The organism is Azospirillum sp. Marseille-Q6669 (assembly GCF_965111635.1).
Map to the genome: position 1 here is coordinate 865,569 of NZ_CBCOOP010000002.1, position 14,382 is coordinate 879,950.

Annotated in this window: 9 protein-coding genes and 1 pseudogene; 8 read left to right on the forward strand and 2 right to left on the reverse strand. The window is 59.0% G+C overall.

Annotated features, from left to right (window positions below; translation table 11 throughout):
• Positions 1 to 30 precede the first annotated feature (30 nt).
• The 8 genes from glmS to ACWPXE_RS15445 all read left to right on the forward strand — a co-directional run bounded on the left by glmS (position 31) and on the right by ACWPXE_RS15445 (position 13,255).
• Positions 31 to 1,857 (forward strand): glutamine--fructose-6-phosphate transaminase (isomerizing), encoded by a 1,827-nt coding sequence (gene glmS, locus ACWPXE_RS15410; RefSeq protein ID WP_454018522.1) that lies wholly within the window; start codon positions 31 to 33, stop codon positions 1,855 to 1,857.
• Positions 1,858 to 2,013: 156 nt separating this feature from the next.
• The gene (locus tag ACWPXE_RS15415; protein ID WP_454018523.1) at positions 2,014 to 2,853 is read left to right on the forward strand and encodes a TnsA endonuclease N-terminal domain-containing protein; all 840 of its coding nucleotides are present in this window, start codon (positions 2,014 to 2,016) and stop codon (positions 2,851 to 2,853) included.
• The gene (locus ACWPXE_RS15420) at positions 2,850 to 5,018 is read left to right on the forward strand and encodes a Mu transposase C-terminal domain-containing protein (RefSeq protein WP_454018524.1); all 2,169 of its coding nucleotides are present in this window, start codon (positions 2,850 to 2,852) and stop codon (positions 5,016 to 5,018) included. Before ACWPXE_RS15415 ends, ACWPXE_RS15420 begins: the two co-directional genes overlap by 4 nt.
• On the forward strand, positions 4,999 to 6,645 hold the full coding sequence (locus ACWPXE_RS15425; RefSeq protein WP_454018525.1) for an ATP-binding protein: 1,647 nt from the start codon (positions 4,999 to 5,001) through the stop codon (positions 6,643 to 6,645). The genes ACWPXE_RS15420 and ACWPXE_RS15425 overlap by 20 nt, the downstream gene beginning before the upstream one ends.
• 12 nt (positions 6,646 to 6,657) lie before the next feature.
• Entirely contained in the window at positions 6,658 to 8,331 is a 1,674-nt protein-coding gene (locus tag ACWPXE_RS15430; protein WP_454018526.1) for a TnsD family Tn7-like transposition protein, read from the forward strand.
• The gene (locus ACWPXE_RS15435; RefSeq protein ID WP_454018527.1) at positions 8,322 to 9,983 is read left to right on the forward strand and encodes a hypothetical protein; all 1,662 of its coding nucleotides are present in this window, start codon (positions 8,322 to 8,324) and stop codon (positions 9,981 to 9,983) included. The genes ACWPXE_RS15430 and ACWPXE_RS15435 overlap by 10 nt, the downstream gene beginning before the upstream one ends.
• A gap of 306 nt (positions 9,984 to 10,289) precedes the next feature.
• Positions 10,290 to 11,462, forward strand: a complete 1,173-nt coding sequence (locus ACWPXE_RS15440) for a DNA cytosine methyltransferase (protein WP_454018528.1) — start codon at positions 10,290 to 10,292, stop codon at positions 11,460 to 11,462.
• A gap of 11 nt (positions 11,463 to 11,473) precedes the next feature.
• The gene (locus ACWPXE_RS15445) at positions 11,474 to 13,255 is read left to right on the forward strand and encodes an ATP-binding protein (protein ID WP_454018529.1); all 1,782 of its coding nucleotides are present in this window, start codon (positions 11,474 to 11,476) and stop codon (positions 13,253 to 13,255) included.
• A gap of 136 nt (positions 13,256 to 13,391) precedes the next feature.
• Here ACWPXE_RS15445 and ACWPXE_RS15450 read toward each other — a convergent pair whose 3' ends face one another.
• Both ACWPXE_RS15450 and ACWPXE_RS15455 read right to left on the reverse strand, forming a co-directional pair.
• Positions 13,392 to 13,826 carry a very short patch repair endonuclease gene (locus ACWPXE_RS15450; RefSeq protein ID WP_454018530.1) on the reverse strand — a complete coding sequence of 145 codons (435 nt, stop codon included), beginning with the start codon at positions 13,824 to 13,826 and terminating at the stop codon, positions 13,392 to 13,394.
• A gap of 252 nt (positions 13,827 to 14,078) precedes the next feature.
• Positions 14,079 to 14,219, reverse strand: a pseudogene (locus tag ACWPXE_RS15455) (IS5/IS1182 family transposase); the annotation flags it as partial.
• Positions 14,220 to 14,382 lie beyond the last annotated feature (163 nt).

A 14,382-nucleotide genomic window follows, 5' to 3' on the forward strand; every position in this document is an offset into this window, starting at 1 on the left:
CCCCGGCCATCATTCAGGAGTTGCAGGTTCATGTGTGGCATCATCGGCATCATCGGCACGCATGACGCGGCCCCCCGTCTCGTCGAGGGTCTCCGCCGCCTCGAGTACCGTGGTTACGACAGCGCCGGCGTCGCCACGCTGGTCAAGGGCGGCATCGAGCGCCGCCGCGCCGAGGGCAAGCTGATCAACCTCGACGCCAAGCTGCGCGAGGCCCCGCTGCCGGGTGTGATCGGCATCGGTCACACCCGTTGGGCCACCCACGGCGGCCCGACCGAGAACAACGCCCACCCGCACGCCACCCACCGCGTGGCCGTGGTGCACAACGGCATTATCGAGAATTATCAGGAGCTGAAGACCGAGCTGATCGAGCACGGCTATGTCTTCGAAAGCGCCACCGACACCGAGGTGATCGCCCACCTCGTCACCTATTACATGGAGAAGGAAGGGCTGGGTCCGGTCGAGGCCGCCTCCGCCTCCTTCAAGCGCTTTACCGGCGCCTTCTCGCTGGTGCTGCTGTTCTCCGGCCGGGAGGACATGCTGATCGGCGCCCGCCACGGCACGCCGCTGGCCGTCGGCTACGGCGAGGGGGAGATGTATTTCGCCTCCGACGCCTTCGCGCTGGCGCCGCTGACCAACCGCATCTGCTATCTGGAGGACGGCGACTGGGTGGAACTGACCCGCACCGCCGCCGTGATCCATGACGCCACCGACGCGGTGGTGGAGCGTCCGGTCAAGACCACCGCCCTGTCCGGCGCCCTGATCGGCAAGGACGGCTACCGGCACTACATGCTCAAGGAGATCTATGAGCAGCCGCAGGTCATCGGCGACACGCTGAACGCCTACATCAACCCGGAGACCGGCCGCGTCACCCTGCCGGAGACCAGCTTCGACATCGCCAAGGCGACGAAGCTGACCATCGTCGCCTGCGGCACCGCCTATTACGCCGGCGTGGTCGCGAAATACTGGTTCGAGACGCTGGCCCGCCTGCCGGTCGAGGTCGACATCGCCTCGGAGTTCCGCTACCGCGAAGCGCCGATGCCCGAGGGCGGCGTGGCCCTGTTCATCAGCCAGTCGGGCGAGACGCTGGATACGCTGGAGGCTCTGCGCTACTGCAAGCGCCAGGGCCAGAAGATCCTGTCCATCGTCAACGTGCCGGAAAGCACCATCGCGCGCGAGTCCGACGCGGTGCTCTACACCATGGCAGGCCCGGAGATCGGCGTCGCCTCGACCAAGGCCTTCACGACTCAGCTGACCACGCTGGCCTGTCTGGCGGTTACGGTCGGTCACGCCCGCGGCGTGATCCCGGCGGAGCGGATGCAGCAGATCGCGCAGGCCCTGCGCGAGGTGCCGGCCCGCGCCGCCGACGTTCTGGCCCACGACGAGCGCCTGCACGAGCTGGCGCAGGAGGTCGCGGAGGCCCGCGACGTGCTGTATCTGGGCCGCGGCGCGATGTACCCGCTGGCTCTGGAAGGCGCGCTGAAACTCAAGGAAATCAGCTACATCCACGCCGAAGGTTACGCGGCGGGTGAACTGAAGCACGGCCCCATCGCGCTGATCGACGAGAGCGTGCCGGTGATCGTCCTGGTGCCGTCGGACAACCTGTTCGAAAAGACCGTGTCCAACGTCCAGGAGGTCTGCGCGCGGTCGGGCAAGGTGCTGCTGATCGCCGACAAGAAGGGCATCGACAAGCTGTCCGACAAGGTCCGCTGGTCGCTGGAGCTTCCGGCCTGCGACCCGCTGGTCGCCCCGCTGCTCTACGCCATCCCAGTCCAGCTGCTGGCCTACCACGTCGCCGTGCTCAAGGGCACCGACGTCGACCAGCCGCGCAACCTCGCCAAGTCGGTCACCGTCGAGTAAGGCGACCCAGTCAAACAAGGTTCCTGTCTGCGGACGCTAATGTCTCATCTTGGACCTGAATGTGTCATCGTGACGCATAAAGTCTCATCCTGAACCAGCTTGTGCTCTGCCGGGAGCGGCGTACCCTCGAAAGAGGTAGCCGCCCCCGGAGGCACTATGGCCCGGAAACGGTACTCCTTCGACGAGGACAAGATCGCCCGCTTCCAAAAGGAAGGGCGCGGCGAAGGAACCGGAGCGTCCTACAAGCCCTGGCTCACCATCCAGGACGTCCCGTCGATGGGGCGCTCCCACCGGCTGCGGGGATGGACGACGGGACGCATCCATCATCTCCTGTCGGACATCGAATGCGGCCTGTTCTACCTGTTCGACTGGTCGGAGTCGGTGCGCGACATCCGCGAACAGTTCCCGCTCGACCGGCCGACCACACGGCGGATCGCCGAGCAACTCGGCATCAAACATCCGGTGGACACCGCCACCAAGACACCGTTGGTAATGACCACCGACATCGTTATCGACATCGTCCGCGAAGGACGGTTCGTCACGCTGGCGCGCGCCGTCAAACCAGCCGATCAACTGGATAAGCCGCGAACCATCGAAAAGCTTGAGATCGAGCGCCGCTACTGGTCGGAACGGGGCGTGGATTGGGGCATAGTCACGGAACGAGACATTCCCACCACGTTTATCCGCAACGTGGCCTGGGTTCATAACTTCCGCTCGCTGGACGATCTCAGCCAACCCCACTCCGGCTATCTCGCCGAGAAGGCGGCACTGGTCGTGAGGGAGGTCGAGGGGTGGCCAGCGGACCAACCCTTGCGCCATTTCTGCGGTGCTATGGACACCCATCTGGCCATGCCACCTGGAACGTGCCTGATGCTGATTCGGCACCTGCTGGCCACGAAGGCGATCAGCTGCAATATGTCGGAGCCCTTGGACGACACCGCGTCCTTGCAGCGCTTCCGTGCGGTCTCCTCTGAACTGGGGAGGGCCGCAGGATGACATCGCCCCTGGTCAACCAACTAGTCACCTCCACTGCCGATCAGCGAACCGAACGTGTTCTGTGGATCGATCCCATGGGCCGCGGCCTGTTCGTCATCGAGGTGGAAGCCGCGACCGCCTTGCCGATCTTTCGGGAGATGACCGATGTCCAGGCACTTATCGATCAGAATGCGCTCCTGGTCCGCGATGATGACTCCTGGCTCGCCCCCGTGTCGGAAACCGGAATCCCGGACGACCACAAGACGAAACGGGATGCCGCCTGGACGCTGATCGAGCCTTTGGTGAAGGACCAGCCAGCCATCTTCGTCACACGATCGCGCGGCAGAGCGATCCGCCGCGTCATGGTTGCCAGCGGCGTTACCAACCAGACCCTGTATCGTCTACTCCGACGGTACTGGCAGCGGGGAATGACACGAAACGCCCTGCTCCCCGACTACGCGAAGTGCGGCGCACCTGGGAAAGAGAGGGCAATCACCGAACAAACAAAGCTCAAGCTGGTCTCGAACGGATTCGGAAATCTTGTCATCGATGCCGATGTGCGGAGCCTCTTTCGAGCGGTCATCACCCGCCGCTTTGCAACGAACAGGGAACTCGACCTCAGCGGTGCCTACGAAGACCTGATCCGGCTCCATTATTCCGACTCGGTGATCGACGAGGCAACGGGGCGACAGATGCTTGTTCCGGGTGCCCGCATTCCCAGCCCCCGTCAGTTCCGCTACTGGTACGTCAAGGACAACGACGTCTTTCAGATCGAGCGCATCCGCCGGACGCCACGCGTCTACGACAAGGATTGCCGAGCGTTGCTGAGTTCCTCGACCAGGGAAACCATCGGTCCCGGGTCTCGATACCAGATCGACGCGACCATCGGTGACGTATACCTCGTGTCCCGGCTGAATCGGAACAGGATCGTCGGTCGGCCGGTGGTCTACATCGTCATCGATGTCTTCAGCCGCATGATCGTCGGCGTGTACATCGGGTTTGAGGGTCCGTCCTGGGTCGGCGCCATGATGGCACTGGCCAACGCCGCCACGGAAAAGGTCACCTATTGCCGACAGTTCGGGGTGGAGATTACCGACTCCGATTGGCCGTGCCATTATCTGCCGGACGTCCTGCTCGGTGACCGTGGCGAAATCGCTGGCAACATGATCGACACGCTGATCAATACGCTCAGCGTTCATGTCGAAAACGCTGCTCCGTACCGGGCCGATTGGAAGGGCATCGTCGAACAGCGGTTCCGCATGCTACCGGCCAAGTTCAAGGCCTACACGCCCGGCTACATCGCGGAGGACTTCCAGGAGCGCGGCGGACGGGATTACCGCCTTGACGGACTCCTGGACATTGATCAATTTACGCGGATCATCATTCACTGCATCCTCTACTACAACAATCACCATGTGATTCGGGGCTACGACAAGCTGCCGGAAATGATCGCCGATGGGGTGCCGGCGGTTGCCATTGACCTGTGGGAGTGGGGGACAGCGCGGCGAAGCGGAACGTTGCGGTCCTTCCCGCCGGACCTCGTAAAGCTGAGCTTGCTGCCGTCCGGCGAGGCGACCGTCACGGCTCAGGGGATCCGCTTCTACGGCTGCTTCTTCAGCTGCCGAAAGGCGATCGAGGAACATTGGTTCGAGCGGGCACGCCAACGGGGTACGTGGACTGTCCGGGTCTCGTACGAACCGCGTTGCCTTGACGAAATCTACCTACACGACGGAACCAATCCAGCGCGCTTCATCGCGTGCAATCTGACCGACCGAAGCCGTCCCTACCAGGGGAAGACACTGTGGGAAATCGACCAGATGCGTCAGGACGACCGTCGCATCGACCGGGGACAGCAGCCCCAGGCTCTTGGCGGGCGAATCAATCTGACGGATGTGATCGAAGACGTCGTCGCCGAGGCCCAAGCCATGAAAGCGGCGTCCCCTGCCGTTCTGGAAACCGACCGCCAAAAGATCAAAGGCATCAGGGACAACCGACGAGACGAACGTCGATCGAACCAGGACCGTGAGGCGTTCCGCTTCGGTCCGGAGGCAAGCGAAGAGCGCGGAGGCAAGGTGGTCCCATTCACACCAAACCCGCCCGCCGATGAGGATTACAGCTTCCCGAGCATCGCGGACATCCTGAACCGGTTGGGAGACGGAGGTGAAGATGACCAGGGACGACGCTGACCTTCCTGAGCTGCCGGAATACCGGGACAACCCCTTCATAAACCGGCTACCGCCGGTTCTATCGATTCCTGATGCCCTGCGAAACCTGACGCAGTTGCCGCTCCATCGCGAAGAAGAACGGCAATACCCGGCCCACCTTCGCTGTCACTGCCTGCAACGGTTGGGGCGCTACTTCGTGCCCCTCGAACGTCATCTACAACTGGAAGTCCGACTTTCGGCACTCATCCGGCAAGGTTACGTCGGACGCAACCCCAACACCACCGACTACCTGTACCGGCTGCACAACGACTATGAGCGGGTTCTGAAGAAAGATCTGTCCGCCATCATCCATCCCGTCGAAACCACCGCGTCGGGGTTCGCCTTGATCGGCTGCTCCGGCATCGGCAAGACCAGGGGCGTCGAGCGCATCCTGCATCTCTATCCGAAGGTCATTCATCATCAGGAACCGTTCAGCTTGAAGCAGGTGGTCTGGCTGAAGCTGGAATGCCCGCACAAGGGATCGGTGAAGCAGCTCTGCATCAGCTTCTTCCACGAAATGGACAAGCTGCTCCACACCCGCTACGCAGCCCGCTACGGCTCCAGCCGTCTGTCCATCGACACTATGGTCGTCCACATGGCGGAAGTGGCCGACCGGCACGCCCTTGGTCTGCTGGTGATCGACGAGATACAGCATCTCGTGCGCGCACGCGGTACCGGCCAGGACGACTTGCTGACCTTTCTGGTGGCCCTGGTGAATACCATCGGCATCCCGGTGATGATCGTCGGCACCCCAGCCGCTGTGCAGCTACTGCAAAGCGCCTTCCGGGAGGCGCGCAGGGCCAGCGGCCTCGGCAGCCTGATCTGGGAACGGCACGCCGAGGACGCTACCTGGAGCCATTTCATCGACCGGATGTGGCGCTATCAGTGGACACGCGAGTCGACACCACTGACGGACGATCTCCGCCGCGTGTTGTACGAGGAAAGCCAAGGCATCGTCGACCTGGTCGTCAAGCTTTACATGCTGGCGCAGCTTCAGGTCATTCAGCTCAATGCCGTCACTGGACGGGATAAGAGCGAGCGGTTGACCGCCGGCCTCTTGAAGCACGTCGCCGCCGACGCGTTCCGCTTGCTGGCACCGATGATCACGGCGCTGAGGCAGAACGACCGTGCTGCCCTGGAAAAGTACGACGACCTCCGGCCCTTGGACGACTACGTGTTCCAAGCCTTCCAGACGGCGACAGTCCGACTGACACCCGTGCCCGCCAAGCCGGCAGCGGAGCCGCTGGAACCTCCGCCCATTTCCCCCGCCCAGGATGGAAGCGAAGCCGTTCTAACCTCCCTGGAAGGACTCGGCCTCGCCCCTGACATCGCCCAAGTTCTGCTGACCCAAGCGAAAGCCGAAAACCCGGGCCTCAGTCCTCTCGACCTAGTCGCGACGATCGCCGCGAAACTCCGCGAGCGCGGGCCTGAGGTAAAGCCGGTAAAGCCCCGCCGGAACCAGCAGAAGGCCGCCACGCCCGCGCGGCCTATCGACCCTGCCGACCTGCGTGTGATCGTCTCCACAAAAACGTCAGCGGGGGCAACCGGCTACGATGCGCTTCTGGCAGCAGGTGCCGTCAAGCCGCCGTTGCAGGACATCGCAGTGTGAGGAGCGTCGGCGATGCTTTCCTATTTTCCGGCACCTTATCCCGACGAGCTGCTTTACAGCCTTCTGGCCCGCTATCACCGCCACACCTGCTCGGTCAGTCCCAAAGGAACGCTAGAAGACCTTTTCGGGAACCGGAACGTAAGAGCGACGGTGGACCTACCGGGACATCTCGGCGCGCTGAGCCGTCATCTACCACCCGACCGAGGTCTCACGCCGGAGAGGCTTTCTGCGGAGCTCACGCTCTTCCCCTACTACATTGCATTCCAGCCGCCGACGGTCGTCACCGCCGTCCTTGCTGCCTTGATCCATGGAAGGGCCGACGGCATCCATCTGCGCCTTGGGATCGCGGCCACCACGGTTTCCGCGGCCCCCGCATTGCGCTACTGCCCAGCCTGCCACACCGATGCCCTCACCCGCTGGGGTGAACGCTTCTGGCGCCGCGTCCATCAGCTTCCTGGAGTGCTGGTTTGCCCCGACCATGGGGTGCCTTTGGCGGATAGCAGTGTAGTCCCCGCCCTTGGGCACCAGCACGAGTTCATCGCCGCCGATGATCGGACGTGCGGATCAGAATCTGCATCGCCCGTGTGGGCAGATGACCGCAAGTGTCGGGCTATTCTGCTGGACATTGCACAGCGTAGCGCCGTCCTTCTCGATGGTCGCCGGTGGGGCGTGAACCCCGCCGATCTGACCACTGGTTACCGCCACGCCCTGATTGATCGCCGTTTGGCCTCTGCCAACGGGCGCGTCGACCAGCTGCATCTGCACGATGCCTTCGCCGCCGTGTTCGCGCCTGCGTGCTCGGCTTTGCTGGAGCTGGTGGACACCACCTGGCTGGCGTCCATCGTGCGCAAGCATCGCCATGCCTTCCACCCGCTGCACCACATCCTGTTCGGATTGTTGCTCGACCGGTCCGCCCCCGTGCCCAAAGTGACGCACCCCACTCCCCGGCGGGTCGTTGCGACCACCGAATTTACCAATCGACTGCGTGATCTGGTGAGCCAGGGGGAAGGCTTGCGTGCGACCGCAAGGGCTTTGAATGTGGACCCGAACACCGTTCGCCTGCACGCCACGAGACTCGGCATCGACACTCCATGGCGCCCATTGGTCCGGCCGCGCGCTGCAGCAAAGGGTGATCCGGCACCGGCGATTCGCGAACGCTGGCTGGATCTTCAGCGCCAGGAGCCGCAGCTTGGTCGCAAGGCGCTTGCACACCGTCTGCCAGCTGAACACACGTGGCTCTACCGTCATGACCGAGCGTGGCTGGACGCCCATTCGCCGGCGAGCGCTTCGTGCACTCTCCCAGCTGCACGCGTTGACTGGGCGGCTGTTGACCACGACCTCGCCACCGCCCTGCGTGAAACCGCCGAAGCTATCGTCTCCCTGGTTCCGCCGGTAAGGGTCACTCTTGCTGAACTGGAGCGACGCCTCGGCCGTCCCGGCTGGGTAGGAAAGCGCCGGGCCAAGCTGCCTGAAGCGCGGGCCGTGCTGGCGTCGAACACAGAGAGTGTCGAGGCCTTTCAACTGCGTCGCATCGCCTGGGCTAAGGAGGTCCTCGAGTGGTCGGAGGGATTGGCGCCGGCCTGGAAGGTCAACCGTCTCGCCAGACTGCCGACGCGTGTATCAGCTGCGGTCCGACAGGCTCTTGCCACCACTCCCCAGAATGGACCTATCACCCCATGCCGTTAATCGACGCATTTGAGAAGCTAGGCGAAGACCTGGAACTAGTCTGGCTGGCTGGACTCGTGGATGACACGGAAAAGGGGTGGCAGGTCCGCGCCGCTACCCGTGGAATCGAATCGGATAACGTGGTCACGCACCTATTACCCATCGGCCTGCTGTCCGTGCTGCCACTGGGCAGGTGCTATTCGGGTGGCGATCCGACCAGTCTGGTGCTTCATGGCGATGTCGTCCAGTTTCACATTCCGAACGTCGCAGATGGCGAAGAGGTATCCGCCGAGTGCATCCCGCCCGACCTGTTCCCAGTAAAGGGGCGCACACGTAAGGTTCAGCGCCTACTCCGCTATCGAGTGAACGGCATTGAGGTATTGGTTCCGATCATCGAACTGATCCGAAGCCTGTTCGTGCACAACAAGACCATGGCGAATGCCCTGATGCATTCCAGTGGCTTGACGGAACTCTGCCGACCAGAATTGCCGGGTTTCCATTCGGATCTGCATCTCCATTTTACCGACAAGATGCCGGTCAAAATTCTGACACGGCCCTTCGTCGCTGAATTCGCTTGGACCGCGGTCAACCCGGACGCTCGTCGCTCATGGGGCAGCGTGGCTAACTTGTCGAAGGGGAAAGAATACGTCAGCTTTCATCCACCACCGCTGTTGAACTCCACCTGGACCGTGCGATGGGAACGTGATGGAAACACAGCGCTGGTGCTGGAAATCCTGCACATCACCGGCAAGCGCCATCCGTGCGACGTCCTGCACTACTCCCACCCGTCAATGCGTAAAGCTGTCAGTTTTCGTCCCAAAAACCTGACTGGGCGCCAGGAAGACACTGACGAACCGCCTCCGGTTAGGGAAGTCCGTGATTACGTCGTGGACCACCGCGCGACTGGTAGCCGCATTGATGCGCACCAATCTGCGCTACCAGTGATGTCGAAATTCAGCAGCTTCGACCGCGAGATCGAGATCACCAAGGTGGCCGAGATCACCGCCAAGGAACCGACATGTTCCTCCGATGATGAGGGCGACGAGTCAGGGACCGGTGATCGCAAGCCGCCGCCCGAGGTCGTCGCCCGTCGCCGAGTTCGCGTTGCGGCCAGCGTCGGCGAGGAGGAGGCAGGAGCCACACTGCCACCCATCGAGTTTCAACTGCTCGAACCCGCCGATCCCGATTACCTGGGCGAACTGGAACCTCTGATCGGCGCGCTCCACATCATGGCCAAGATGCTGCCGACGGTGAAAATGGCGATGTCGCTTTGCGCGCTGAAACGCGGTCGCACCATCTCGGTGACTGGTCATCATCGCCGCCCCTGCCTGATTGCCGTACTTTGGCCACCGGCCTCCCCACCGCTGGTGCTGATGGACGTCGATCACGCTGGCGGGGTTTCATTATCCTCAATGGTATTGCGCTACACACGTTCCTTACCATTCCGAAAAATAGAGGAACACGTCGTAACATTGCTTGATGGTTTAGTAGATCACCATGGTCGTTGGAATGAAAGCAGTGGAGACTCGTTCGCAGACGTTTGCGAATGCATCCGCCTCCCGCGAGTTCTGCGGCATCGTGAGCGGATTGATCAAAAAGGGTATTGGAAATCCTGGGCAATGCGATTGGCAGAGCGATTTGGGCTCGAACCGGAAACATCGAAGACTGTGTAGTTCCCTCCTGCCAAGCCGCAAAAGTCGGAGAGGTCCCATCCCGAGGTCGCTCACACCGCCCAACTGGTATCAAAACCAGCCGAATCCACGACCCGCTGTCCGACACCGAGTGCCACCTCTTCTACCTGCCCGACCGACCAGACGATTGCGGCTTGCTAACTAACGCTTTCGCACTCCGCACCTATCGTGCTGGACCCACAGATCGACACGACAAAAAATCGCGGACCGTCGCTTTTCCGGTCGCGCTTCGGTAACCTCGATGGTAGAATCGAAGGAGGAGTCTCCCCGCAACACGTAGAAATCTGCATGATGAATCAAACAGTTGTGGACTTATTCAGCGGTTGTGGCGGTTTTGGGTTGGGAGCTGAACTGGCCGGCTTCCATTGCCAAGTGGCTGTCGATATCGACGAGACGCTTCAGTCGGCATACCGGTTGAACCTTCCGAACACGCATTCGATTCAGGCCGACATCGCTGGCCTTGAGAAGTCGGCATGGCGCTTCCTTCTCAAAGATGCGCGACCCGACGGGGTCATCGGCGGCCCGCCCTGTCAAGGTTTCAGTCGGATGGGGAAACACGATCTGGAAGACCCGCGCAATTCACTAATAAGTCATTACTTCCGCCAAATCGCCTTACTGGACCCAAAATTTTTCATTATGGAAAATGTAGAAGGCCTTCTCGATCCTGGAAAAATTGACTTTTTGAAAGAGGCCATACAATCAGTGGAAAGGCGATTTCGGGTTCTTGATCCAGTTATAGTAAACGCATCAGATTTTGGAGCCGCAACTTCACGAAGGAGGGTCATTGTTATTGGATACAATCCGAATGATGTTGATAGATTTACAATGGAAGATATTTTGCCTCCTGAGGGACAGCAGAAATTTACGGTTAAAGATGCTATTTCTGATCTCCCCTACCCCATATTAACCTCCAATAACGATGACTTCTCCTGGTCGAAATACCCCAGCGTTCAGGGGAGAAGGTTGTCGGAGTATGCTTTGGCTGCACGAAAATTGCCGCCGGCCGGTCTCGGATCGCAGCAAGCTTTAACCCGGCTCCGCAATCGAGAAAGCTCAGGGCATGAGGCGACGGTTCACTCCGACGCCGTAAAGGCTCGGTACGGTTCCCTTGCTCCGGGGCAGACCTGCGAGGTGAGCAAAAGCAAGCGCTTGGAGTGGAACGGCCTTTGCCCGACGTTGAGGGCTGGTACGGGGGCAGAAAAGGGCAGCCACCAAGCTGTTCGCCCGATTCACCCGACCGAGCCGAGAGTCATCACCGTCAGAGAGGCCGCGAGAATGCAAGGATTCCCAGACTGGTACCTATTTCACCCAACAAAGTGGACCAGTTTCAGAATGATTGGGAATAGTGTCTCACCAAAGGTGTCGGCGTACCTGCTCAGACAAATTTCTCATCGCCTACAGTTGCAGAAGGTTGCATGCGAGTTTACAAGGGAGGAACATAGCCTTAAGAGACTCCCGTAGCAGGATGAACGATGTCTGACAATGTTCTCGTGAATTTTGGGATGGAGCGGCGTTACGTCTTTGACGTTCTGACATCCGACATCTCGACCGCGGATAGCCTCCTTGACCTCATTGATAATTCTATTGATGCCGCAAGAAGAGACATCGGCGCAACGAAGCGGGGAGCATCCCCTACCGGCCTTCCTGACTCATACGAAGGTTACTTCGTAGACATATGGATATCTCAAGAGCGAATTGAAATCAGGGATAACTGCCAGGGGATGGAAGAACATCTTCTGGCAGATAAAGCTTTTAGGTTAGGAGCAAGACACGAGCAGAGATACAGCATCGGAATATATGGTGTTGGGTTGATTCGTGCGTTCTGGAAATTAGGAAATTCCGGATGTTTATTAACGGATACCGGATCGGAATCATTTAAGCTCACCTTCTCGAAAGAACAAATACAGGACGAAGAAACTCCTCTTATTCCCGCCGAGCGAGATGCAACTTCAGGAAGCAAAACAAATCATTTGGTCATTAGCGATATTACTGAAGACGCATTTCTTGACGTAGCCGATCCGGAATGGATTGCATACTTCTGCGAAAAAGTTCGAAGGGTTTTTGGTCTTTGCATTCGCAAGGGATTAACTATCCGAGTAAACGACGCATCAATTCGCGAGTTCGGCCCAAGAATTAGGCCTGATATTAAGCCTTTATCTTCCAAACGTCTCCTGCATACGACCGAAGGCGTTTTGGTGGAAATCGAAACGGGTGTGCATGAGCAGTACTTATTTGCGGGTGAGCCTGGCCATTCTGCTGACAAGAATAAGATCCTCACGAAGGAATTTGGTTGGTATATTGTCTGTAACGATCGGATAGTTCTGATCGCCGACCTTTCCGAAAAGGTCGGATGGACTAAAGTTTGGCATAGCGAATACAACGGGTTTGTCGGCTGGGCGCATTTCATATGCAGTGACCCAAAGCTTCTTCCCTGGGACTCAAAGAAAACGGACATTAGCTTGGAAAAGCGTGCCCAAAGAGAAGTGGCCCCAACGCTCAGGGATTATGCTGACCTGTATCGGCAAAAGAACAGGCATTTTCGGTATGTCGATGCGGCGAATGGCGCAGAAGGCGATAAGTCGACCGACGATGCCGCAGGTGGTGGGCGTGATCACCCAGGCCACACCGAAGGCGAGAAGAAAGGATCAAGCTCCAGGTATTCTCATACCCGCCCGTCCGGGGAGGGAAGGACGAAACCTGAAACGAAAAAAGATGGATCGGTAAAGGAGAGCCAGAAAAAGCCCAAAAAAGGTGACCACAACGAAGCCTGGGAAATGCTCTTTCCTGAGGTATTTGTCTGCCATAATGACAACAAGTTGAAGGCTCTTGTCGTAGAGGCGATGGGACTACCGTTGGCAAAGCCGTACGCGGCGACAACGCTATTCAGAGTTACGGTGGAGCGGCTTATAAACACATACGTGAAGCGCGCTGGAAAATACAAGGAAGTCAAGAAGTTTATCTTCGACGAGCTGGAGAGGAAGGAAAAAGAAGTTAAAGAGGATCGGAAAAAGCTGTATCAGCCACAGTTGTCACATATGGTTAGCTGGGTCTGTAATGCAAGCGATCTTTTTCCCGAAGAGCATGCTCCTGAGTTGCTTGGAGCAATGAAAAAACTTAAGGATAACCTGAATGGAATAAATAAAGTGGTTCATGAAGGTGAGTTGACGAGCAGCCGCAAGTTATCAGTTATACGAGACGATTGCTGGCCAGTTATAAAGTTTATGCTCGAAAACGACCCAACGGAGCAGATATGAACTCCGATACGCCGCGCAGCATTCTATGCTGCGCAGCTCCAACCTTTTTGAGGATAACATAGAATTGCTCGGAGCCGTAGGGATAAAATACTCTCTGCCGACCAGCAGGAATCATTAGTTCCGCCACAAAAGCTCCCTAAAAGATATCATACCTCTCATCCTTGCCCTCCTCTAGAAGCTCACCCAGCTTCTGCCTGAGATAAGACACCGACTTTGTCTCACATTCCCAGACTATCACCGTGCGCCAACCGAGTTCCCCAAGAAGTTGCGTATTACGCGCATCTCGCGCGACGTTACGACGAAACTTTTCTTCCCAAAATTCAACATTGGAACGCGGCGTCGAACAACGACGGCAGCCAGCATGACGGTGCCAGAAGCAACCGTGAACAAAAATAGCAATCATATATTTCGGAAGAATCAAATCTGGTGAACCGGGGAGATTTTTGCGGTGCAGGCGAAACCGATAGCCCATGCTGTGCAGCAACCGCCTGACCGCGATTTCTGGGCTAGTATTTCGGCTACGCACTCGCGCCATCAACGCGCTGCGCGCTTCGGTTGACAGCCTGTCCATAGGCTTGAAATGGGGAATTGTACACTCAACGCAATGGGCAAATGTTGGTCGGTGAGTGCCGCAAATGTCGACGGCAATGCTGGAGTTGCCCCGGATCGGTAGCTCTCCGTCACTTTCGCCGTCTGCAATGCTGGACGGCGACCAAGATTTGGGGCCGCGTCGTCGCGGAACTGCGGGCCATGGCGCCGGATGCGGGCTAGGAGGACGCCCACATGCTAGACAGCAGTGTGGTCCGCGTCCACCGCCAATTCTCACGCGCACGATCCATAGCACCGCTTGCATGAACAGGCAGTTGTCCGCCGCCGACCAGACGAGATCGCCAGCTTTCCTAGAAGAAAGCTGTGCTAACTGCGTCCATTGGTCGCCTCGTAAAACCGTCCGATCCAGGGCCAGTTCCCTTTGCTGAGCCTTGGATCAGTTTTCGTCCGATGCTGGAATTCTCTTCTCCATTTAGATACCAACAGATCCTAGAAGACCCTCTTGCAGGAGAATGCGTCACCAGTGTAACCTCCTATGGTGGTTCTGACATGGCGTAATCATCCGACGTGGATGATTG